The organism is Paenibacillus sp. P3E (genome assembly GCF_001909045.1).
Classification (GTDB): Bacteria; Bacillota; Bacilli; order Paenibacillales; family Paenibacillaceae; genus Paenibacillus_AQ; species Paenibacillus_AQ helianthi.
On record NZ_LVWH01000165.1, the window covers coordinates 47,346 to 68,482 of the forward strand.

The following is a 21,137-nucleotide window of genomic DNA, read 5'->3' on the forward strand; positions in this document are numbered from 1 at the left end:
TTAAGCCTGACTTACAGCAATGGGGACATCAGTCTTGCCGCCGATTCCAGCAGCCGCTCCAGCAGCCGTTTGTTCATGAAGGTCTCATGCACAATCTGACTGGTGGACAGCAGGTCGCGTTCGAAATCCGCCACGATACGGGAGACACTTTCCGTCTGCAGCAGCAGCGCATTGACCTCGAAGTTGAGATGGAAGCTGCGCATGTCCATATTTGCCGTTCCAATCGTTGCAATTTGACCGTCGGTAATCAGCAGCTTGGAGTGAATGAAGCCCTTCTCATATTCATAAATCTTCACGCCCGATTCCAGCAGCGCCGGGAAATAGGAGTGGGAGGCCAGAAAGGGAATCCACTTGTCCGGTTTGGCCGGGAACAGCAGCCGCACATCCAGTCCGGACATCGCCGCCACCCGCAGTGCTGTTAAGATATCCTCATCCGGAATAAAGTAGGGGCTGGCGATCCATACTGATTTTTCCGCCGAAGTGATCATGGAAAAGAAAATATTTTTGAGGGCACGCCGCTCGTTGTCCGGTCCGCTGGCGATAATCTGCACCGCCCCGTCCCCCGTCGTGAACCGCAGCTGCGGGGAGAGGTAATCCTGCTCCAGTATTTTTTCGCCCGTCGTATGCATCCAGTCCTGCAGAAAAATAATCTGCATCGTCCGCACCGCTTCGCCCCTAATCAACATATGGGTATCACGCCAGAAACCATATGTCTTGCTGCGGCTGAGGTATTCGTCACCCACATTCAATCCGCCCATGAAGCCGACATCTCCGTCAATCACCACGATTTTACGGTGGTTCCGGTAGTTGACCCGGCTGGAAAAAAAGGACGTAGAATTGCCGTAAGACGCTACCTGAACTCCGGCATCGCTTAATTCCTTAAGAAAGGCACGGGACAGCTGAATACTTCCCACCGCGTCATACATAAATCTGACGGTTACGCCCGCACGGGCTTTCTCAATCAGAATCTGCTGAATCCGCGTCCCGATATGGTCCGCCCGAAAAATGTAATATTCCATATGAATATGGTGCTGTGCCTGCCGCAGCTCCAGCAGCAGTGTGCCGAAGGTCTCTTCACCATTGGTCAGAATGCGGGTCTCGGAGTTGAATGAAACAGGTGTCCGCGCCAGCCTCTGTGATAATCCCAGCAGCTTTTGGCGGTTGGGATCAAAGATGGACCAGTCCTGGTGCATACGAAGGCCATCATTCTCAATCCGTTCATAGGCCATTAGGTCACGTTGAGCCTTTTTATCATATTTACGCCGTTTGAACACATTTTGCCCAAACAGTACATAGAAGACGAGTCCCAGCACCGGAATCAGCGCGAGCAGCAGAATCCAGGACATCGTCGTGGAGGGATTACGGTTCTCCATAAAAATGCCAAGACCGATGGAGACGACGGTGAGCGTAGAGAGAACACCCATAATTGTCCCGGCAGTATTGCCAAATACGCCGAAGCCAAAATAATAATATGCCACTAATGCTGCAATAATGACTAAAGCCTGCAATCCTCTTCTCATAGATAACCTACCTTCTCTTTCTACCTTTCATCACTAAAATGACACATTTATATATTACATGAAGAAAACCTTTCTTCCTACAGGAATCGATTGCAAAACAGAAATTACAACAATACTGTAACCACTTGACTGCCTCCTGCGTAGCTACATTTGTATTGGCTTAATATATATACTATAATCGGTTTGACCCAATAGTCAATTACAGAACTCATTGGTCAGAAAGGAGCCAACATCCTTGTCAGCCAATAAAAATGCTATGAAAAAGGAACAAATTATTAAAACAGCCATGCAGCTATTCGCTGTGAAAGGTTCATCCTCCACCTCGATGCAGGAGATTGCAGAATTATGCGGGATATCCAAAGGCAGTCTCTACCTGGTGTTCAAATCCAAGGAGGAGCTGGAACGCAGCATTTATATATATTGCTTCCGTATGATCCACGACCCTTTGCAGCAGGAAGAGGAGAGCTCAAGACCTCCCCGCGCGAAGCTGCGCAACCAGATTGAAATTCTGCTTCATCATGTGTATGAGCTGAGGGAATTTTTTCAGCGGCAAATTCAGGAGCTGGCCGGAAAAGGCATGCCCGATGCGCCTGAATGGCTGCGCAAAATCAACGGCCCCCTGCTGAACTGGTCCCGGGACAAGCTGGAGATTATGTATGGTAAGGAGATCATTCCTTATACAGGAGAGTTATTCTTGCTGGGGCATGGAATCCTCCATTCCTACATCTGGGTTCTTTTCAACCACGAGTCCGCAGTTTCCATTCCGCGACTTGCAGATCATCTTGTGGACCTCCTGGATATTGTGGTTGCCGGTCTTCTCGCCGGACATCCTGTCCCTCTGATCGCTCCTATCGTTCTGGACAGCTGGATAGAGAATCATGATGGCAGCAGCCTTCAACGAAATCCCCTGCAGCTGATCAAAGAAATGAAAGAGCTGCTGAATTCGGCCAAGGACATGGACCTGCAGAGCATAGATGACGGCCTGGAATCGTTAGCCATTCTGGAAGGCGAAATTCTCATGCCCCACCCCCGCAAGGCCATTATTCAAGGCATGCTGGGTAACCTGCAGGGCTGTTCCGCCGTTCAACAGCAACTGGAGGATCTACAGAAGCAGATCCCGCTACAATCACCGGGCATATGCGGTTTTCACTGATTAAGTACGTGTAAGCAGCAAAGAGAGAAAGATGTATAGGAGTAACCGTCTCACATTTATATTGAGGTTTTCCCTAAGGAAGGCCCGAGAGGAGCAGAAACGCAACTTATGAAGAGCTTAATTAATTTCTCGCTCAGAAACAAATTCGCTATTTGGCTTCTGACGATTATCATTGTGTTCGCCGGTCTCTACAGCGGTCTGACCATGAAGCAGGAGACGCTGCCTAACATCAGCATTCCTTATCTCAGCATAACAACGATATACCCGGGGGCTGCACCGGAGGGCGTGGTGAACGATGTCAGCAAACCGCTGGAGCAGAAGCTCCGCAATGTGGACGGCGTGAAGACACTAACCTCGAACTCGCTCGAAAATGCCTCCAGCATCACCATTGAATTTGATTATGGAACGAATCTGGATAACGCTACGGCAGCTGTCCGGGAGGCGCTGAACGAAGTCACCTTGCCGGAGAATGTGCAAAAGCCGCAAATCTCCCGGTTCAGCCTAAGCTCCCTGCCGGTCATTTCACTTAGCTTGTCCGACAACAGCTCTGAGAATCTGGAAGGACTGACCCGCATCGCGGAGAACGATATCCGCCCTGCTCTGGAAGATATCGAAGGCGTCGCCTCCGTTCAGATTGCCGGACAATATGTGAAGGAAGTTACCCTTAAGTTCAACCAGGATAAGCTGAAGCAATACGGGCTGACTGAAGAGACGATCAAGGGAATTGTCCAAGGCTCTTCCCTGCGTGTGCCTCTTGGACTTTTCACCATGGAGCATTCGCAAAAAGCAGTAGTAGTAGACGGAAATGTCACTACCGTTGAAGATCTGAAAAACCTGAGTATTCCAGTGGTACCGTCTGGTGCAGGTGCAGCTCCAGGTGCTAATGCAGCTGGTGCTTCGGCTGGTGCCGCAGCAGGTACTGGTGCCGCTCCTGCTCCCGGTGCGGCTATGACCGGACTGCCCACAGTCAAGCTGGGAGAACTGGCATCTATTGAAGTTGTCGGCAAATCCGAGTCCATCTCCCGCACGAACGGCAAGGAATCCATCGGGATTCAGATTGTAAAAGCCAATGACGCCAACACGGTAGACGTGGTCAACGGCGTTAAGGATAAAACGGAACAACTGAAGAAGCAGTTCAAGTCGATGAATCTCACCGTCCTGCTGGATCAAGGAAAGCCGATTGAGGATTCCGTAAATACGATGTTGTCCAAGGCTGCTTTTGGTGCTCTGTTCGCCGTACTGATTATCCTGCTGTTCCTGCGGAATATCCGCTCGACGATTATTTCCATCATCTCTATCCCATTATCCCTGCTGATTGCGATTCTCTGCCTGCGTCAGATGGACATCACGCTGAATATGATGACGCTTGGAGCGATGACGGTTGCCATAGGGCGTGTCGTCGATGACTCGATCGTTGTCATAGAGAATATCTTCCGGCGGCTAACCCTGTCCGGGGAGAAGCTGCGCGGCCGTGAGCTAATAAGCGCGGCGACACGTGAAATGTTCGTGCCGATTATGTCCTCCACCATCGTAACTATTGCTGTATTCCTGCCGCTCGCTTTTGTCAGCGGTATGGTGGGCGAGCTGTTCCTGCCGTTTGCCCTCACGATGGTATTCGCTCTGCTCGCTTCACTTGTAGTTGCCATTACCCTGGTGCCCGCACTGGCACATACGCTGTTCCGCAACGGCCTGAAGAAAGGCAAGAAAAGCCACAGCGAGAAGCCTGACAGAATGGCTGCCGGCTATCAGAAGATTCTGAATTGGTCGCTATCCCATAAGCTGATCACCTTCGGCGTTGCTGTGCTTCTGCTGATAGGCAGCGTGTTCCTGATTAAACCTATCGGTGTCAGCTTCCTGCCTTCCCAGGAAGAGAAGAACGTTACGCTTACCTTCTCTCCAAAAGCAGGACAAACGCTGGAAGACGTCAAGGAGCAAGGCCTGAAGGCCGAAAAATATATTCTGGCTCAAAAGTATATGGATAAAGAGCATCTGGATAAAATGCAATATTCCATCGGAGGCAGCAGCCCGTTCGGGATGGGCGGCTCCGGGAATTCGGGTCTCTTCTACGTTACCTTTGACAGCGACACTCCTGATTTCGATACGGTAAAAGAAAACCTGATTAAAGGTCTGACCAAAGAAGTACCGAATGGTGTCTGGGGTGATTTGTCCGGCATGTCCGGCGGTGGTCTTGGCGGCAGTACGCTGACCGTGAACATTTTTGGCGACAGTCTGGATCAGCTTAAGCCGGTAGCCGACGAAATTGCCGGTATCGTGAAGGCCGACACCAACAACTTCAAGGACGGGGAGACCAGTCTCTCTGAAGCCTATGATCAGTACACCATCGTCGCAGATCAGGCCAAACTCAGTTCGCTCGGCCTAACCGCCGGACAAATTGCTATGAAGCTTAGCCCTGCCGGTACCCGCCCTGTACTGACAGAGGTAGCAATGGACGGCAAAAACTACAATGTCTACATTGAAACCGACAAAGATACGTATACTAGCATTCAGGAAATGGAAGACGCTACACTAACTTCCCCGCTCGGTATTACGGTGCCCATTGGTGAGGTTGCCAAGATTAAGAACGGCACTTCGCCGGACTCCATTACCCGGGAAGACGGTAAAATGAAGGTGGATGTTACCGCTGAGATTATTGCGAATGATGTGAACAGCGCTTCAAACAGCGTTAAGGAAAAAATCGATGCCCTCGATCTGCCGGATGGCGTAACCGTCACCTTCGGCGGTGTAACCGAGCAGATTAATGATACATTCGGACAACTCGGCATTGCCATGGCAGCCGCTGTTGCCATTGTGTACTTCGTGCTTGTGGTTACGTTTGGCGGCGGTCTGGCACCGTTCGCGATCCTGTTCTCCCTGCCATTCACGATTATCGGTGCACTGGTTGCCCTGCTGCTGGCGGGGGAAACGCTGAACGTCTCTGCCCTTATGGGCGCACTGATGCTCATCGGGATCGTCGTCACCAATGCGATTGTCTTGATCGACCGTGTAATCCACAAGGAAAAAGAAGGGCTATCCACGCGTCAAGCCTTGCTTGAAGCCGGAGCTACACGCCTGCGTCCGATTCTGATGACCGCACTGGCGACCATCGGCGCACTGCTGCCGCTCGTATCCGGCCTCGAAAACAGCGCCGGCATCATCTCCAAGGGTCTCGGTGTAACGGTTATCGGCGGTCTTGTCAGCTCCACCCTGCTGACACTGGTCGTTGTGCCGGTCGTGTATGAATTCCTGATGAAATTCCGCAGCAAAAAGGTATATGAATAAGGCTTAATCTCCGAAGAGCACGGCGTCTTTCCTTATGGGAAGGCGCCGTGCTTTTTTATGGATAGGCTACACTTTGATTTGCGTTCTCTTATATAAAACGGGTATTGCCGCTGCTATAAGGATCACACCCATAAAAGCAGGCGCGGCATGGCCAAGTGACACATAGATTTGACCTCCGATGATAGGCCCGATCATTCTTGCCAGAGCCTGAATAGACTGGCTCCCTCCTTGAATCCTTCCTTGTTCGCTCGAATCGGCAGATTTGGAGAGCATCCCATTGAAAGAAGGCCCGAAGACTGAATCGCCAAAACCAAATATAAACATTCCGGCGATAAAAAGAGGATAGAACGAGAACAAAGCAGATAACGCAAACAGACTGTAGCCGATCATCTCCGAGACCATTCCAAGAATGGCTATCTGTTCATCACTGAACTTTTTCAAAAGCTTTGGCATGATGAGACCTTGGGAAATGATATCCTGGAAGCCCATGATTGAGAACATAAGGCCGATTAGTGCAGGCTTCCAACTGAAAGTATCCAATGTAAATTGTGAAAAAACGGCCTGTAAAGATCCGTTCGGAATCCAGAGCAAGAATGCTGAGATAAGCAGCCTGCTTAAGTTCTTCATGGAAAGTATGCTTGCAAGCTGAATAAATGGATTCAATCTTACCAAGGTAATCACTTTCAATCTGTTATTCTTGCCAAGGCTCTCAGGCATAAAGAAGAATCCATAAGTTACATTCAATAAAGTGATTACGGCTCCAAAGTACATAGGTATAGAATAACCAAACTTGGCAAGTAACCCGCCCAGAGTTGGGCCAATAACGGTGCCTACCCCTACAACCGCACTGACCCACCCAAAGTATTTGGTTCTCTGCTCCGGAGGAATGATGTCAGCAAAATAGGCGAAGATCGTACCTATGCTGCCGCCGGTTACACCTTCAATTATGCGTCCGGCAAACAGTACCCATAGAGCTCCTCCTATGCCGAAAACCAAGTACCCGACTGCGGAACCTAAAAGGCAAATCAAGAGCAACGGACGACGGCCATATTTATCGCTCAAGGCTCCAAGTACGGGAGCAGCAAAAAATACGCAGAGTGCATAAACAGAGGTCAGCAGCGTAACAACTATAGCTTGTTCTCCTGGATTGCTTGTATAGGGCTGTACTAAGAATGGGACGACAGGTGCTATGATACTAAAGCCTATTCCACAAAGAAAAACAGATATAAGGCCGAATATTAATGCGTGTTTATCTACGGTTTGTTCCGTTTTCTGTTCATTGTGTGATCTGAATTTGGACACTTAAGTTCTCCCCTCAAAAGCTCATCGTTTTATTTCCTAGGAAACAAATTTATCGTATTATATTTTTGTTTCCTAGTCAACAATAAAATAACCATAAAAATGCAGCCCGTTCTCCATAGAACCCGGCTGCCTGTGGTTTGATTTTCAGTATTCAAATTTATTCCGGCCTCGTATCTGCACCCAGTTTTTTTATTTCTGCATCCAGGTGCCTGTTATACCTTTCCACGAAAATAAGCATACTGTCAAATTGCTCCTCAGTTACTTGCTCAAATACAGCTTTATCCCGCTCTCGAAACTCTTGGTGCAGTTCCTCATGGATTTTGTTAATTTCTTTTCCCTGTTCCGTAAGTCTAAAGTAGATTTCTTTATTGTTATCAGGTTTCTGGTAGCTTTCAACAAGGCCCTTTTTTATGAGCTTCTTCGTGATTTTACTTATGGCACCTCTAGTCATATACAAGGACTCCGCAAGTTTGGTCACGTTGGAATCTGTATTTCTTTCGATGTATTCGATGCAATGTACTTCCGAAGACTTATGGCCCTTAAGACTGTCTTCCATCTTATCCTTATTAAGCCAAACCATCTTATTAAATAAGTCCCTGAAACCCGTTAAGACCTGTTCTTCTTTGTTCATGGCCTGTCCTCCCACCCGCTGGTGCATCCACAATATAACTCTACCTTACCAAAAACAAAAATAGAGTGATAGTCCTGCTCTCACCCCGAAAGTTTATTAATGCTTATCTAATAAAAATAGACCGCCCTGACTGAGGACGGTCTTATTTCTGTCTGTATATACTCCTTTTAGGCCATCGCCGATGCGGAACTCTCGAGCGAAGCTTTCCAGGCCCGCAGCATTTGCAGGTCCTGCGGCAGGAATTCCTCCAACATATGGCTGAGGCCAAGATAGAGCGGGCTATCTGTTGCCGCATTCAGGCGCTCGCAGAACTGCGGCGTCCATTTCAGCAGATGCTCCTCCAGGAACTGTTCCTGGATCTCCAGCAGGTCCATGGCACTGCGGATCGAGAAGCTGTTGTACAGCATACGCTCATGCAGCACGGCCATGAATTCCAACTCAATGGAGATATGATCATCGGCTTCACCGCCGCATTTCTTGAATACAATTCCCGCCGACGCATACACATCGGATAGCACGTTGCAGAATTCTTCCTCACGGCCAAGCTCTGCTGCTTCGCGCGCCACAATAGTACTGGCCGCACGTTCATTCATCAAGCGCATGTATTCACGGTTCTCCCGCTCACAAATCTGTGGCAGCGCTGAAGGCTCCTGGCTGCAAAGGTAGCGTTTGAGCTCCCGTCCGCCTTCCGTCATCTCGGCTGCGACACTGATCTGGCGATTGCGGCTCCACTGGGCGACCAGAGACAGACTGGGCTTTCGTCCATAAAAGTCCACTAAAAGTTGATATATTAATCCCCGGCTTTCCAGCCAACGAGTGAATGCCTCCGGCACGACAAGCGATGGAACAGTGGTTATAGTCATTTTGCAAATCCTCCCTATTGGTTTGCCGGGCGCTTATCGCCTATTGCATGTAAGGCGCGCGTTATCCGGTCTCCTGGCTGTGTTCTTCGCAAAAAGTGAGTGAATGTAAACGAATAATACTTCTGCACCTAGATTATATCGGAATCAGGAAGCGCTTTCGGTGAGCATTCTATGACCATTCCCTTAAATTGTCGCATTTCTGTCAAAATTGGGCTTTGCCATTCGGGTTTCGTCACATATTATATAGGTTGTCTGTTTCTATTCATATACAACTGGCGTCACCCTCTTCCACTTTCATTGTCGATACATGCCACAGCCATGGCGCATTGACGTGGACGCTAACATTCCTTAAAATTTAAACCAAGTAGAAACGGCTTCGCCGTCCTTACAAGGACGTCACCCGTTTCAGCGAGAAAGATAAGGATAATGGTTTGCGCGAGGCGCATAAATTCTTATCTTTTAAAATTCGACGCTGAAGGGAGCACCCTATGGAACCGTTGACGGACCCTTTTGGACGATTGCATGATTATATGCGCATTTCGGTTACAGACCGCTGCAACCTGCGCTGCATTTATTGTATGCCTGCGGAAGGAATGCAATTCCAGCCCCAGGACGAGATTATGAGTTACGAAGAAATTACCGCTGTGGTGGAAGCGCTGGCCCCTCTGGGGTTACGCAAGGTCCGGCTAACCGGGGGCGAACCTCTGGTCCGCAAGGATCTGGATCAGCTGGTCTCCATGATTGCCTCCATCCCGGGCATTGAAGATATATCCCTTACGACCAACGGCCTGATGCTTCCCGCCAAAGCCGCGCTGCTCAAGCAATCGGGCTTGTCACGTGTGAACATTAGCCTGGATTCACTGCAGCAGGACCGCTTCGCCATGATTACACGCGGCGGAGAAGTCGCCAAGGTGCTGAAAGGGATTGAAGCCGCAGAGGCGGCAGGACTCTCCCCGATTAAGCTCAATGTGGTGCTGATGAAAGGCATCAATGATGATGAGATCAAAGACTTTATCTCGCTGACCCTGAACAGCCCGCTGAATGTACGGTTCATCGAATATATGCCCATCGGCAGCGCCAGCGATGCCTGGCGTCAGACGTATCTGCCGCTGGAAACGGTAATTGAAGCCTGCAATGAAGCAGGCTGGGCTACTGAAGAAGCGGACATGCCCTCAGGCAATGGCCCCTCCCAGAACCGGCGGGTGGTCGGTGCGCGCGGGACCTTCGGGCTGATCCATCCGGTAAGCGAGCATTTCTGCGACAATTGCAACCGGCTGCGCCTTACGGCAGACGGACACATTAAGGCCTGTCTCTACTGGGCAGATGAGTACAATGTACGCCCTCTGACCGGTGATCCTGCAGCCGTACAGGCTTTATTCCGCCAGGCATTGGGCAACAAGCCGCATAACCACGAAATGGCGCTCGCCCTGGAGCGTAAAACGCAAAGCCATACCCCAACCACGAGACGCATGTCGCAAATCGGCGGGTAGCGGCCATAACACAATAAACGGCAGAACTATCCGCTTCAGGACAGTTCTGCCGTTTATTGTGTTCGGTCTAGTTGACGATCCATCGTATTACAACTAAGGAGTTCCTTTTCATACGGTTTGTAAAGAGAGAGAGACCACTATTTATAAACCACTTAAGATAGAATGAGTTTAGGATCAGTACAATTAAGCAAATTCAAGGCTATAAAGATCAGTTTGTAGACAATAGCAATGCTGAATCTACTACTATCAGTTCTTTATATCTTCCAAACACTGAGTGGGACGGATGGAACATTGAATTCGGAACACCACCCTATATATTAATCTCAAAATCCACCGATAACGTGCCTTTGATGACATTACGCCCGTTGTCGATTTTGGCGGAAAGATCCACGCTGCGCATTGAGATTTCATTGCCTTTGTACCGCCTGCGGGCCAGATAATAGGTTGCCAGTTCGCTGCAGAAGCGGGTATGATGATCATCGTTGATTTGCTTATTACGTTTGGCGTATCTTCGGTAAGGTATGTAAGCAGAAAAACGCTTCAGGATGTGGTCCACATCCCACTGATAGCGATTGGCCGTCTCCACAATTTTAAACAAGGCTGTAAAAATCTCATTCTCCCTTGTCGAAACAAAATTCACATACTCATCTAGTACATCCTGCTGTCCATCCATTAAGCGAATCAAATAAGTATTTGCCGTTCCCCACTCATGGAACTGGGCTATAATTCGGTTGGCTTCCTCCCCTTCTTCCTGTATCCAGCTGCCATCTGTATAGAGTGGCACAAACTCAAGCGCAGCCTTGTAGTCTCCAAGCTCCTCGAATGCACAAGAACGCATAAGTTGTGCGTATAGAATATAATAATATAAAGGTCTTTCCAAGATTTCGTCATTGGTATACCTATGGTCTGACCGGCTGCGAAGATTATATTGAATAGTTGCAAGTCGGTGCATTTCCTGTGCCAGTTCATCTGCCTTTGGCCAGTCATGCAATGAATAATATACATGTATTAACTGTCTTAACGCATCCAATTGATGCGCCTCACTCAGTCGAGTCACATAGCTCTCAAATAGAGTAGCTGCTAGCAGATTCTTTTGCGGATCATCGCCCAAGGACATCTCGAAGAGACGGTATTGACAAAGCGCCAGCCGTTCGGAGTGCTGATACTTCTCGCTATCCCCTACATTTTCGTATAAGATCCTCGCCGCCTGCTGCTTACCTTGCTGAAATAACTCTTCCGCCAGATCAAAGAGCAGAGGTCCATACATAAGATTATCGAGCAGGCTCTGAACCAAACGTTCGATGCAATCCAGACGTCCAAGCTCAGCAGAACGCAAAATAAACGGCCGAAGCCGCCGCCAATTCGGTGCAGAATCATATAGGCACTCATCCACATACTTACTGTAAAAATAGTCTTCCTCCAGCCCCATACTCCGGGTGATCCGTTCCAAATGGCTCATGGCCATAGCCTGCTGACCTTTCAAAATCCGGCTAAGTGTCCCGGAATGAATACCGCTGAGTACAGCAAATTTATTAATTGTCAGCCTCTGGTCTGATAAATAAGCCCATATCTTATCACGTATTGTCGCTGTATGCTCCAAGGCAATACCACCTTCTTCAGATTTTTAATCATATTTATCTTTATACATTCTATTCAGACCTGCCGCCGTCTCTGCTTAATGTGGATATTGCTGTAATTGTTCAGGAGTTTGTCCAGTTCTGCTGATTGCCGAGGTATCTCCGGGTGGCTAAAACCACCATACTGCATATGCATCGGATGAAGCTTACGCCTTGCCCGCTCCATACGAATTCTAATGAATTCAGTATTACTCATGACGATTTCCGCCTCCTTATGCAATATTTTAGTTATTTATGTAAAATTATAGTTGTTTATTATAGTTGCAGTGCCTTATTTAATTTCCGTGGTAAAGGATCTAGCAGGGTTATACATAAAGAAACGCCCCCGGGTAGCAGGACGTCATAGTGAATTTTTAAATAAATAGGCAAAGGGAACCCAACTGGCTTATCGGATCTTGACGAATATGAACAGGTAATCAAACTTAATCAACTGGCCTTAGATTATCTGATATCCATTATTTAGAATCCCAAATATTTAAACTCCACCAGCGCCATGTCCCGTGGTTTGGACTAACGTTTGAATATTGCCTTCAGGTACAGATACAACAGTTCCATTTGGTAAAATGATCAAAACAGCTAAGCTACACGTGGCAAGCAGGATTAGTATTTTTTTTATCATATAAATTCCTAACCTCTCTTATCAGAAGTTTGTATTGCTCCTTCTCTGAATCTTCTGCGAAATAGCGATACTGTTCAAATAAATCTACACAATTGAGCACAGTACCCTCGTTATTGGTTCTGGTGGAATATTCCAAGCTCTGTAGTATGAAGCGAATACCGTCTTTTCGTTTATTTCGTAAGTAATAGGCCGCTAATTCAGCAAGGAACCTGGCATATTGATCTTCCATAATTTGTCGGTTATATTCACCAAACTCTGTATAAAGAATTGAATAAGTCATCCATGCAGAAAAACGTTCCAGAATGTGATCGACATTCCAATTATACCGATTCGCCGATTTAATAATGTTACAAACAGCCATAAATATCTCGCCTGTCCGAGTGGAAATATATTCAACATAATCAGCTAGAACTTCCGATTCCCCCGCCATCAAACGATACAAATATGAATTGGCCCTTCCCCACTCCTGGAATTGAGTTATGGTTCGCTTTACTTCCTCATTGTCTTCCTGTATCCAACTGCCATCTGTATAAACAGGGACAAGGCTCAGCGCAGAATTGTAATCCCCACATTCTTCGAATACATTTGAACGCATAAGATGAGCGTATAAAATATAAAGGTATAGCGGTTTTTCAGGTGTTTTTTCGTTATTTCTTTCCTGTCCCGAACAGCAATAAAGATCATATCGAATCGTAGCAAGCCGGAGTAACTCCTGAGCCAATTCCTCCACCTTATGCCACTGATGCAGTGAATAATATACATTCATTAAGTGCTTCAATCCATCTAGCTGATCCGCCTCATCCAGTCTGGGAACATAAGGTTCGAACAGCGTCGCCGCACGCAGATTCTCACTCTGGTCATCCCCAAGCGCGATTCGGAACAAACGATACTGGCAAGCCGCCAGGCGTTCGGAATACTGGTATTTCTCGCTGGCGCTCACATTCTCGTACAAGATTGCTGCCGCCTTCCACTGACCATGCTCAAACAGTCCCTCGGCTACGTCGAATAACGTTGGCACATTGCTGAGATTATCGAGCAGAATCTGGACCATTCGTTCAATGCAATCCATGCGTCCAAGCTCTGCACACCGGATCATGAACGGCCGTAGCCGCCGCCAGGTGGGTGCCGAATGATAGAAGCATTCATCCACATACAGGCTAAAAAAGCGATCCTCCACCTCCCCTATCCCTTTGGTAATCAGCTCCAGGTGACTCATTGCGATAGGCTGATGCCCTTTGACAATCCGGCTCAGTGTTCCGGAATTAATGCCGGATCTGTCTGCAAACTGATTAATAGACATGCCTTGTTCAGATAAATAACTCGCTAGCTGATCTCGAATCGTGGCTGTAGCCTCCAAGGAAACACCGCCTTTCAAATTCCAGAAAATAGGATTTTTCTTTGATATCTGTAATACTATGTGATAATATTCCACCGGTCAATAGACTAGATTAGTATAAAAAGTGAACAAAACTAAATATCTTAATATTAAGGCAATCCAGTTGCCATTTCCCAATGAAACAAGGATTAGCATGTCAAAATGATCTCCATAACTGTACTCCCATGTATACCGCAATACCCCAAATTAGCAGAGCTGAAGTGGTATTCAGCAGCCGGATCATCCTGCTTGAGGAATCAGTTCTGCTCAGCAACCGGCCGGCTGCCGCCAGGCTCAGGAACCATATCCAGGAGACGCCGGCTGTGGCGGCTGCAAAAGCCCAGCGTTCAGCGCCGGTATATTGCAGCGAATTTGTACCGATGACACCCACTGTATCCAGCAGAGCATGCGGGTTCAGCAAAGACACCGAGAGGGCGTAGGCCACTTGGCCTTTCAGGGACAGCATTCGGGCCTCTCCCTCCGCCGGAGCTGCGTTCCAGATTTTCCAGCCCATGATGCATAGAAATAGAATTCCCGCACCGTACACGATTGGCGTCACCCACTCCACAGACAGCAAAATGAGCGAAATCCCGCCAACGGCAGCAGCAATCAGCAGTGTGTCGCATACGGCTGCCGTAAGAACCACAGGCAAGGCTCTGCGGAACCGGGACTGAAGCGCTCCTTGGTTAAACACAAATATATTCTGTACGCCCAGCGGCAAAATAAGCCCGAAGGCCAATATGATTCCATGTACTACTGCTTCCCACATTACTCTGTTCCTCCCAGTCTGCTGCGGATTATGATTTGGGTTCCACCGCATTCCTGATAGTACCCTGTATGAACGGCATACGTATCCAGCCAAATCCTCCAAATGCTACCCAACCAAACTAAGGAGAGCAGGACAAAGGTGGTATACTGCAAATAAAAGAACACTTCCTAATCAGCTTGTGTATATAACTCTCCAAAAGGAGCTGGGCTTGTGACAGAAAAACATTGCACGGAACAAAGCCCCGGCAAGCGATGGACACCTGACCCGTCATCCCCCCTGCCAATGCACAGGCAGATCTCCAATTATCTCATGGATAAAATCAGCAGCGGGGCCTGGCCGCCCGGCATGCGGCTAGCCCCTCAGCGCGAGCTGTGCCGCCAGTTTGGTGTGAACCGTAGCACGGTGGTAACCGCACTGGGCCAGCTGTCAGCGCTGGGGCTGATTGAGGGCAGGCGGGGCGGCGGGACCCGGGTGGCTGAAGTACGGGCAGCCGCAGACGAAGCGGTCTCATCTGCTGATGCGGCAAGAACAGATCTATTGCCAGTGCCGTCTGCCGGAAGCTGGAATGCATACGTTGAAGAGGGCGTACACTACCCTAATCTGCCTACGGTACAGGACATCAACCGCCTGGAATATGAGCAGGGGCTGATCCGCCTTGGCACCGGAGAGCCGGCACCGGAGCTGCTGCCCGGCTCGGCCATGACCCGTGTGCTGGCCGAGCTCTCCCGGCAGCCCCTGCCTCCCCTCTCCTATGAGGAGCCCCTTGGCAGCCCCGGACTGCGGAGTGCGGTTAGCCGCGAGCTGGCGAAGAACGGCATACAAGCTGATCCCGACTCCATTCTGATTACTTCCGGAGCACTTCAGGGGCTGCAGCTGATTGCGGTTGGCCTTTTGCCGCGCGGGTCCACCATACTGCTGGAGAAGCCATCCTATCTCTATTCCATCCATGCCTTCCAATCCGCTGGCGTGAAGTTCAGCGGCCTGCCTATGGATGAGCAGGGGCTGCAAATGGACGGGCTGGCCCGGGAAGCCCGTCGGTCCAAGGCAGCTATGCTGTACAGCATCCCGTCTTTTCATAATCCAACAGGGGTTCTGATGAACGCGAAGCGGAGGCAGGAACTCATGGAGGTAACGGGCCAGCTTGGCCTCCCGATCCTGGAGGACGGAGCCTATCAGGAGCTCTGGCTCGATACACCCCCGCCTCCACCGCTAAAAGCACTGGACCGCGAAGGCAGAGTACTGCATCTCGGCACCCTCTCCAAAGCAGCCAGCCCCGGGCTGCGCATCGGCTGGATTGTTGGCCCGGAGCCCGTCGTGCGGCGGCTGGCCGACATTAAGATGCAGACCGATTATGGCGCCAGCTCATTATCACAGCTGGCCGCCGCCCGGTGGCTGGAAGGCGGCTATCACGAGGAGCATCTCCAGCACCTGCGGGCACGGCTTCGGAAACGGCGCGATGCCGTGCTAGATCTGCTACAGCGCCATTTTACCGGACTGGCTGCATGGAACGTTCCGGCGGGCGGCTTCTACATCTGGCTGTCCCTGGACAAGCCGGTACCGCTGCGGACGCTGTTCCGCACGGCCCATAAAGCAGGGCTGCTGCTGAACACCGGCGATCTGTATGACCGTGGTGACAACCGCCATCTGCGGCTGTCCTATGTCTACGCCTCGCCTGCCGAGCTTGAGCTTGGCCTCCCTCTGCTAGCCGGACTGATCCGCAAGCTGCAGCAGCCCGGTGTTTGAACAGTGCAACAAGCTAACAGCTACAAAGGCCTTTACCTGGACTGCGGAGCCGTTTGCAAGTTTGTAAGTTACAGGGTTGCCGGGCGTTCCCGTTCGCATAATGAAGGACAAGCATACTTCCCTGTACACAAATAAAGACCGGCCCTGTGCAATACACAGGAACGGCCTTTATTTGTCATCTAGATCGAGAGCGCTGTAAGCAGCTTATAGATTGCTGCTGCAGCTTCCGCCCGGGTGGCTGTCTTGTCCGGACGGAAGGTGTTGTCTTCGAAGCCGCCCAGAATGCCGGCTGCGATTCCGGCTTTCACTGATGCCTGCGCCCATGCCGGGATCGCTGATTGATCGGCAAGGACAATGCTGCTGCCCGTAAGTGTGGCGGAGCCGGTGCTTAGGGCATTGGCAAGCATCACAGACATTTCGGCGCGGGTAATCTTCTCCGAGCCTCTGAATACGGCTTGGCCCCCAGATGCATAGCCTTTGATGATCCCGGATTCTACAGCTGCCGCTACATCACCAGCCGCCCAAGCAGGAATGTTGCCCTGGTCAGCAAATCCAGCGGCACTGCCGGAAGCCTGCAGTCCCAAAGCTCTTGCAATAATAGAAGCGAACTGCGCCCGGGTAACCGGTTCATTCGGGCGGAAGCTTTGGTCTTCGAAGCCCTTCATGACGCCCATCCCGATCAGACGGTCCGTATACTCTGTAGCCCAGTGGTTGCTCAGATCTGTGAGCGCCAGAGGCTGATAATTCATTACAGAATAGGTTGCGAAGCGGTTGGCATTTGCGGTGATCGTCCCATCCGGGTTGGAGGTACCCCCCACATAAATCCAATTGCCGCTCTGCTCATTGTAATAATATACAGCCGCTTTATGGCCGGATGTGACCTGCCCCGGATCATAGGCGAGGGATAATGCCACGGGCTTACTGAGCTTGCTTTCTCTGCTTGCAGCGAATGCCACCGCTGGGCTTAAGGACTTGAGCTGCCCCGCAGCCGGTGCTTCATTGGCTGCCAGAGCTTTCAGTGTGAGCGTGGCATTTGCAGGTAATGCCCCTGCTGGAACAGAGAAGCTCGCCACACCTGGAAGTGAGCCTGTAGCGCCCTGCTGTGCCGATACCTCAACCTTCACCTCTACAACGGGAGGCTTCTCTACAGTTGTTGCAGGCGGAGTGGCAACCGGACTGATGGTCGTGCCTCCACCGCTTCCATTACCATTTCCGGTGTTGGAAGGTGCTGTTACCACTACGGTCCGAATCACTTCAAGGGCTGCATTACCAGCCAGATCGCTGGCATTGTAACGCAGGGTATAGGTTCCCGAAATCAGGGTATCTACTGTTCCGGTTACTGTTACCAGTCCCGCAATGCCCAGCTTGTCCGTAATCTCCGTACCCGGATCAACGAAGCTGGTCCCTTGGGCAAGGGTCAGGCTACTGCTGCCCTTCAGGGAAATCACGGGCGCGGTCCGGTCAATATTTACCGCAAGCGGCAATGAGGCTGTATTACCCAATGTATCTAACGCTTGAAGCTCCAACTGGTGCTGGCCTTCTGCTGTAAGCTTGATAGGCTGGCCTTTCTCATACGGCTGGCCTTCTCCGCCATCCTGACGAACCTTAAAGGATACTTCACTGCCAGGCACGTACACATTGGCGTACACACTTACGGTAACATTTTGATTCGTCCAGGCACCGCTAAGATAGGTGTGTCCATCCGCCGTTTGCAGAGTGCCGTGGAGCGCAAGCGGAGTCGCGCTGGCATCGCCGCTAAGATTAACCTTGAAGCTCTTGGTCTCCACAGCAGCCCCCCTGCGGATCGTAGCTGTCAACGTCAGCTGAGTATCCTTTTGTGGCTGGAAGACAAGCTCCCCGCCGTTTGTCATCAGCAGCGGACTTGAGCTCTCCCAGCTGATGCTTGTACCCTGTTCCCCCGCCGCCGGGAGGTACAGGTCACTTTTTACAGCGCTTATGTCTCCAAGCGTCAGCTTCTCTTTGGCGAGCTGCACAGCTTCAGCGTCTGTGTATTCCATAGCTTTTATAGTAAGATTGAATGTCTTCACTTCGTTCTCATTTCCGCGGCTTGCTGTTGCCTTCAGCGATACTGAAGCATCGGGCTGCCCTGCTGCCGGACGGGTGATATGACCCTCCCCATCCTGTATGCTAAGCACTGTTGCATTACTGCTCTCCCACTTCACCAGTGCGCCATGCTTGCCGCCCTCAGGAAGTTTCAGATCGGCGGTCACCGCCGTTGTATTTCCAAGGTCCAGCGACGCTAAGGTATCATCCACTGCCTGCTTGTCGCTGTACGGTGCCACATTCACGAAGATCGGATTGGAATAGAACCACAAGTCTTTATAGTTGCGGTCGTTGATCTGGTTGTAGCGCGTGGTGTCGTCGGCTTCGATCGTCTCCGGATCGAGGAGCGGATTGCCTTGCTCATCGGTCTCTCCGGCTACGTTATAGCCCAGATTCGTGCCGCGCAACCGGAAGTATTGCGACTTCTTCGCCGAGCCCAAGTCATAAGTGATTACATTGTAGCCTTCCGCATCCGTTACCCAATCATCCGAGGTAAACGAAGCGAGCACTTTGGTCGAATCGTTGGTGTCCTTGTTGTAGGCGGTCGAGTCGGACGGGTCCGCCAAGCCTGTAATATCGCCGGCAATCAGGTCTACGTGATCCACCTGGGGCCTCATGCCGCCCGATATCCCGCTGTCCACTGGATTCTCATAATTGTTGCTCTTGGGGCTCTTGAACCGGATCGTAAGTTTACGGTGATCGCCTTCGGTTACCGTTACGTTCGGATTGCTCGCTCCCATCTCCAGCTTGCCGCCTTCTCCATCGATGTGGAAGTCGAGTGCATTGATAAGGTCGCCATAGACGGAGAACGATTTGCCCGAACGCATTCCGTTCAGAACGGCTTGCATGTCGTTGCCTTGCGTCCAGGTGTAGTTCTTGGCGTATTCACCCGGCCAGTATCCGCTGGTGTAGGGGGCGATAATCTTGAAGTGATAGTCCGAGTTGGCGAAGTTCCAATAATTCCGTCCTTCTCCGAGCAACGCGTCCCAAACGCCTCCAACCTTGGCGACCATATAATCCGTACCGCCGAAGGAACGGTTCTTGTACTTGTTATCGGCCGTCGGGTCGGAGGTATTGTAGCTGGTCGTATATCCGCCGCGATTCGGCTCCATCTGCCCGCCGATCATGCCTTCGAACCCGAAGTTGATGTCCGGCGCCGCATTGTTGAAGTCGCGAAGGGCGGCTACCGTCGTCTTGCCGTACCCTCTGGAAGGGTGGGTGACGATAAAGTAGCTGGTGTCCGCGAAGTTCTTCTTCAGCCATTGAATAGCCGCTAGGGCATCGGCGTGATTGAAGTTGCTGATGCGGGTGTCCTGTTGATTCCAGGCCGCCACATCGGCCGGATTGAACATCGATTCGGAGCGGTTGGTGAACAAATATTCGAATTGGTTCTCAGCCTTCAGCGCCTCGGCCGATCCCGGCTGGTCGGACAGAATGCCTACGGCCGCATGGTCATGCGTCGGAATGTCCCATTCGAAGGCGGAAAATATCGTTTTGCCCGCATATTTTCCCTGAGCCTGCAACGCTTTTATTTTGGGGACTTCGTATTCGCTGGCGCCCTTGGAGAACGGGATCGGTCCTCCCGGCACGTCGGCTCCGGTATCGTCCCGTTTGGACGATCTCAAGTGATTGGCGGTTGCGATCCAATCCAGGCCGTATTTATCGAAGGCGGCATCTAATACGCTCTCGAGAGACGATTGGGCGTCGTCGGATTCATAGGTGTGGGCGTGGAATTCGCCCGACATCCATTTCCCTGTACTTGCGGAAGCCGCAGGTTCCTGCGGGGTCAAGGTTTCTGCAGGCGAGCCGTAGGCCGGTGGTATGGACAAGCTTTGCCACATAAGCACTGCAGCAAGTGATGTGGACAAATAGAAGCGGAGATTTCTTTTCTTCAACATGTGTTCCTCCAATATTCTTAAAATTATGTACAATCTGTATTAAGAATAGAGGGCGAATGTAAAGCGATGTCGAAATTTGTTGAACATTTTTGTAATCTCAAATCATTCATCAAATGACAAATAATATTTTTTGTCATTTGATGAAATCAATGTTATGCTGTATACCAGAGGAGGGTGAGCTCATGAACAAGGCAAGCTCATTTTTGAGTAAAACGGAGATTATGGATGCCGCAGAACAGACGCTGCGAAGATTCGGGCCTGACAAGACCTCGGTAACCGATGTAGCCAAGCTGCTTGGTGTCAGCCACGGCACCCTGTACCGCCATTTCCCCAGCAAAGCGGCACTGAGGGAAGCCGTTACGGAACGCTGGCTGGAAGAGCAGATCGTTGTCCCGCTGGACCAGATTGTGAATGCCCCGGCAGAGAATGCGCTAGCGCAGTTAAGAATATATATCGCCCGGCTGATCGAGCTGAAGCGTCACTATGCCGAACAGGACAGTGAAATGTTCAAGATGTACACGGATGTTACGATGGAAGCCGCTGAGCTGATCCAGCAGCACATTCAGCGGATTATAGATCAGATGAGCATCCTTATTGACAGAGGGGTCCAGCAGAACCGGATTGCACAGAGTGCCGAAACGGGGGTGCTCGCCCGCACGATTTTTCATGCTACATCCAGGTTTCACCATCCGGCCCATGCCTATGAATGGCGGAGTGCAAGCTCCAGGCAGGACTTCGATCAGCTATGGCTGCTTCTGGAACAGGGCCTTACCGCTTCAGTTCATTAAGTAAAT

The 21,137-nt window shown here is 50.5% G+C and carries 14 protein-coding genes; 5 read left to right on the plus strand and 9 right to left on the minus strand.

The window, feature by feature from the left end:
* Window positions 1-11 precede the first annotated feature (11 nt).
* The gene (cls, locus tag A3842_RS15300) at window positions 12-1,520 is read right to left on the minus strand and encodes a cardiolipin synthase (protein WP_074087342.1); all 1,509 of its coding nucleotides are present in this window, start codon (window positions 1,518-1,520) and stop codon (window positions 12-14) included.
* A gap of 235 nt (window positions 1,521-1,755) precedes the next feature.
* Between cls and A3842_RS15305 the strand changes: the two genes are divergently transcribed.
* Together A3842_RS15305 and A3842_RS15310 are read left to right on the plus strand one after the other, a co-directional pair.
* Window positions 1,756-2,673, plus strand: coding sequence for a TetR/AcrR family transcriptional regulator (locus A3842_RS15305; RefSeq protein ID WP_083606872.1), 918 nt, complete (start codon window positions 1,756-1,758; stop codon window positions 2,671-2,673).
* A 108-nt stretch (window positions 2,674-2,781) separates the two neighbouring features.
* Complete coding sequence (locus A3842_RS15310) at window positions 2,782-5,952, plus strand: efflux RND transporter permease subunit (protein WP_074101963.1); 3,171 nt, start codon at window positions 2,782-2,784, stop codon at window positions 5,950-5,952.
* A gap of 66 nt (window positions 5,953-6,018) precedes the next feature.
* On the opposite strand, the gene A3842_RS15315 is transcribed toward A3842_RS15310, so the two are convergent.
* The 3 genes from A3842_RS15315 to A3842_RS15325 form a co-directional block, all read right to left on the minus strand.
* Entirely contained in the window at window positions 6,019-7,254 is a 1,236-nt protein-coding gene (locus A3842_RS15315) for an MFS transporter (RefSeq protein ID WP_074101964.1), read from the minus strand.
* Window positions 7,255-7,411: 157 nt separating this feature from the next.
* Window positions 7,412-7,885 carry a MarR family transcriptional regulator gene (locus A3842_RS15320; RefSeq protein ID WP_074087345.1) on the minus strand — a complete coding sequence of 158 codons (474 nt, stop codon included), beginning with the start codon at window positions 7,883-7,885 and terminating at the stop codon, window positions 7,412-7,414.
* Window positions 7,886-8,052: 167 nt separating this feature from the next.
* A complete protein-coding gene (locus A3842_RS15325; RefSeq protein ID WP_074087346.1) occupies window positions 8,053-8,748 on the minus strand; it encodes a TorD/DmsD family molecular chaperone in 696 nt (231 codons plus the stop codon).
* Window positions 8,749-9,236: 488 nt separating this feature from the next.
* On the opposite strand from A3842_RS15325, the gene moaA reads away from it, so the two are divergent.
* Entirely contained in the window at window positions 9,237-10,238 is a 1,002-nt protein-coding gene (gene moaA / locus A3842_RS15330; RefSeq protein WP_074101965.1) for a GTP 3',8-cyclase MoaA, read from the plus strand.
* A gap of 310 nt (window positions 10,239-10,548) precedes the next feature.
* Here moaA and A3842_RS15335 read toward each other — a convergent pair whose 3' ends face one another.
* From A3842_RS15335 to A3842_RS15350, 4 genes are all read right to left on the minus strand, one after another.
* Window positions 10,549-11,838: a helix-turn-helix domain-containing protein gene (locus A3842_RS15335; protein WP_074101966.1), complete on the minus strand. Its 1,290-nt coding sequence runs from the start codon at window positions 11,836-11,838 to the stop codon at window positions 10,549-10,551.
* 53 nt (window positions 11,839-11,891) lie between these two features.
* Window positions 11,892-12,071, minus strand: coding sequence for an aspartyl-phosphate phosphatase Spo0E family protein (locus A3842_RS15340; protein ID WP_074101967.1), 180 nt, complete (start codon window positions 12,069-12,071; stop codon window positions 11,892-11,894).
* Window positions 12,072-12,456: 385 nt separating this feature from the next.
* Window positions 12,457-13,851, minus strand: coding sequence for a helix-turn-helix domain-containing protein (locus A3842_RS15345; protein ID WP_244169784.1), 1,395 nt, complete (start codon window positions 13,849-13,851; stop codon window positions 12,457-12,459).
* Between the two features lie 175 nt (window positions 13,852-14,026).
* Complete coding sequence (locus A3842_RS15350) at window positions 14,027-14,638, minus strand: LysE/ArgO family amino acid transporter (protein ID WP_074101968.1); 612 nt, start codon at window positions 14,636-14,638, stop codon at window positions 14,027-14,029.
* Between the two features lie 282 nt (window positions 14,639-14,920).
* Between A3842_RS15350 and A3842_RS15355 the strand changes: the two genes are divergently transcribed.
* Complete coding sequence (locus A3842_RS15355; RefSeq protein ID WP_074087454.1) at window positions 14,921-16,381, plus strand: aminotransferase-like domain-containing protein; 1,461 nt, start codon at window positions 14,921-14,923, stop codon at window positions 16,379-16,381.
* Window positions 16,382-16,560: 179 nt separating this feature from the next.
* Here A3842_RS15355 and A3842_RS15360 read toward each other — a convergent pair whose 3' ends face one another.
* The gene (locus A3842_RS15360; protein ID WP_143186289.1) at window positions 16,561-20,340 is read right to left on the minus strand and encodes an immunoglobulin-like domain-containing protein; all 3,780 of its coding nucleotides are present in this window, start codon (window positions 20,338-20,340) and stop codon (window positions 16,561-16,563) included.
* Window positions 20,341-20,525: 185 nt separating this feature from the next.
* On the opposite strand from A3842_RS15360, the gene A3842_RS15365 reads away from it, so the two are divergent.
* Window positions 20,526-21,131, plus strand: a complete 606-nt coding sequence (locus A3842_RS15365; RefSeq protein WP_074101970.1) for a TetR/AcrR family transcriptional regulator — start codon at window positions 20,526-20,528, stop codon at window positions 21,129-21,131.
* The last annotated feature ends 6 nt before the right edge of the window (window positions 21,132-21,137 follow it).

Excerpts from the sequence above, each read along its gene's own strand:
- cls (WP_074087342.1), bottom strand. The coding sequence starts at position 1,520 with ATGAGAAGAGGATTGCAGGCTTTAGTCATTATTGCAGCATTAGTGGCA.
- A3842_RS15310 (WP_074101963.1), top strand. The coding sequence starts at position 2,782 with ATGAAGAGCTTAATTAATTTCTCGCTCAGAAACAAATTCGCTATTTGG.
- A3842_RS15320 (WP_074087345.1), bottom strand. The coding sequence starts at position 7,885 with ATGAACAAAGAAGAACAGGTCTTAACGGGTTTCAGGGACTTATTTAAT.
- A3842_RS15325 (WP_074087346.1), bottom strand. The coding sequence starts at position 8,748 with ATGACTATAACCACTGTTCCATCGCTTGTCGTGCCGGAGGCATTCACT.
- moaA (WP_074101965.1), top strand. The coding sequence starts at position 9,237 with ATGGAACCGTTGACGGACCCTTTTGGACGATTGCATGATTATATGCGC.
- A3842_RS15340 (WP_074101967.1), bottom strand. The coding sequence starts at position 12,071 with ATGAGTAATACTGAATTCATTAGAATTCGTATGGAGCGGGCAAGGCGT.
- A3842_RS15350 (WP_074101968.1), bottom strand. The coding sequence starts at position 14,638 with ATGTGGGAAGCAGTAGTACATGGAATCATATTGGCCTTCGGGCTTATT.
- A3842_RS15355 (WP_074087454.1), top strand. The coding sequence starts at position 14,921 with ATGCACAGGCAGATCTCCAATTATCTCATGGATAAAATCAGCAGCGGG.
- A3842_RS15365 (WP_074101970.1), top strand. The coding sequence starts at position 20,526 with ATGAACAAGGCAAGCTCATTTTTGAGTAAAACGGAGATTATGGATGCC.